The organism is Burkholderia sp. BCC1988 (genome assembly GCF_905339895.1).
Lineage (GTDB): Bacteria > Pseudomonadota > Gammaproteobacteria > Burkholderiales > Burkholderiaceae > Burkholderia.
Genome location: NZ_CAJPHA010000075.1, coordinates 1 through 681 on the forward strand (window position 1 = coordinate 1; position 681 = coordinate 681).

A 681-nucleotide genomic window follows, 5' to 3' on the forward strand; every position below is an offset into this window, starting at 1 on the left:
CCCTGGATCTTGAACTTCGACACCTTCACGTTCGCGCCGACGAAATACTCGCGCGACGCGGTGAAGATGTTGCTGAACTTGCCGTTGTTGTCGCGCAGCTCGTCGTAGAGGCCGCGCACGTCGAGCATTGGTGAGTGATACGAGATCATGATCCCGTCCGAGCGGCCGAAGTCGTCGGCCGCGCCGTAGTTGAAGCCGCGCGACTGGTTGCCGAACGCATACTGCGCCTGCACGTCGAAGCCGCCGATCACCGGGCTGTGATATTCGACGTTGTTGCTGCTTTGCTGCCAGTTGCGGCCGCGCACGAGCGATGCGGATGAAAACGCCTGCTGCACGAACGGATCGAATTCCCACACGCCGTCGCTGTCGATGAACAGGTTGCGGCCGGCCTGCAGCTGGCCCCACGTGTCGCTCTTCAGGCCGACATACGCGCGGCGCGACCACATGCGTCCGCCGCCCGTCGTGCCGTTCATCACCTGGAACGCGGTTTCCAGGTTGAAGACCGTCGACATCCCGCCGCCGAGATCCTCGAAGCCCTTCAGGCCGAACATGCTGGTGCCCCAGTCGCCGCCTTCCGCGCTCCAGCGCGTCGAACTGCCGCCGGGCGTCGCGATGTGGTTCAGGTATTCGACGCCGCCGTCGATCCGGCCGTACAGCGTCACGCTCGTCTGCGCGAACGCG

The 681-nt window shown here is 64.6% G+C and carries 1 protein-coding gene; it reads right to left on the reverse strand.

What is annotated here, in order from left to right; translation table 11 throughout:
- The coding region (locus tag U4012_RS35615; RefSeq protein ID WP_321804570.1) for a porin at window positions 1–681 on the reverse strand (681 nt) is incomplete at both ends.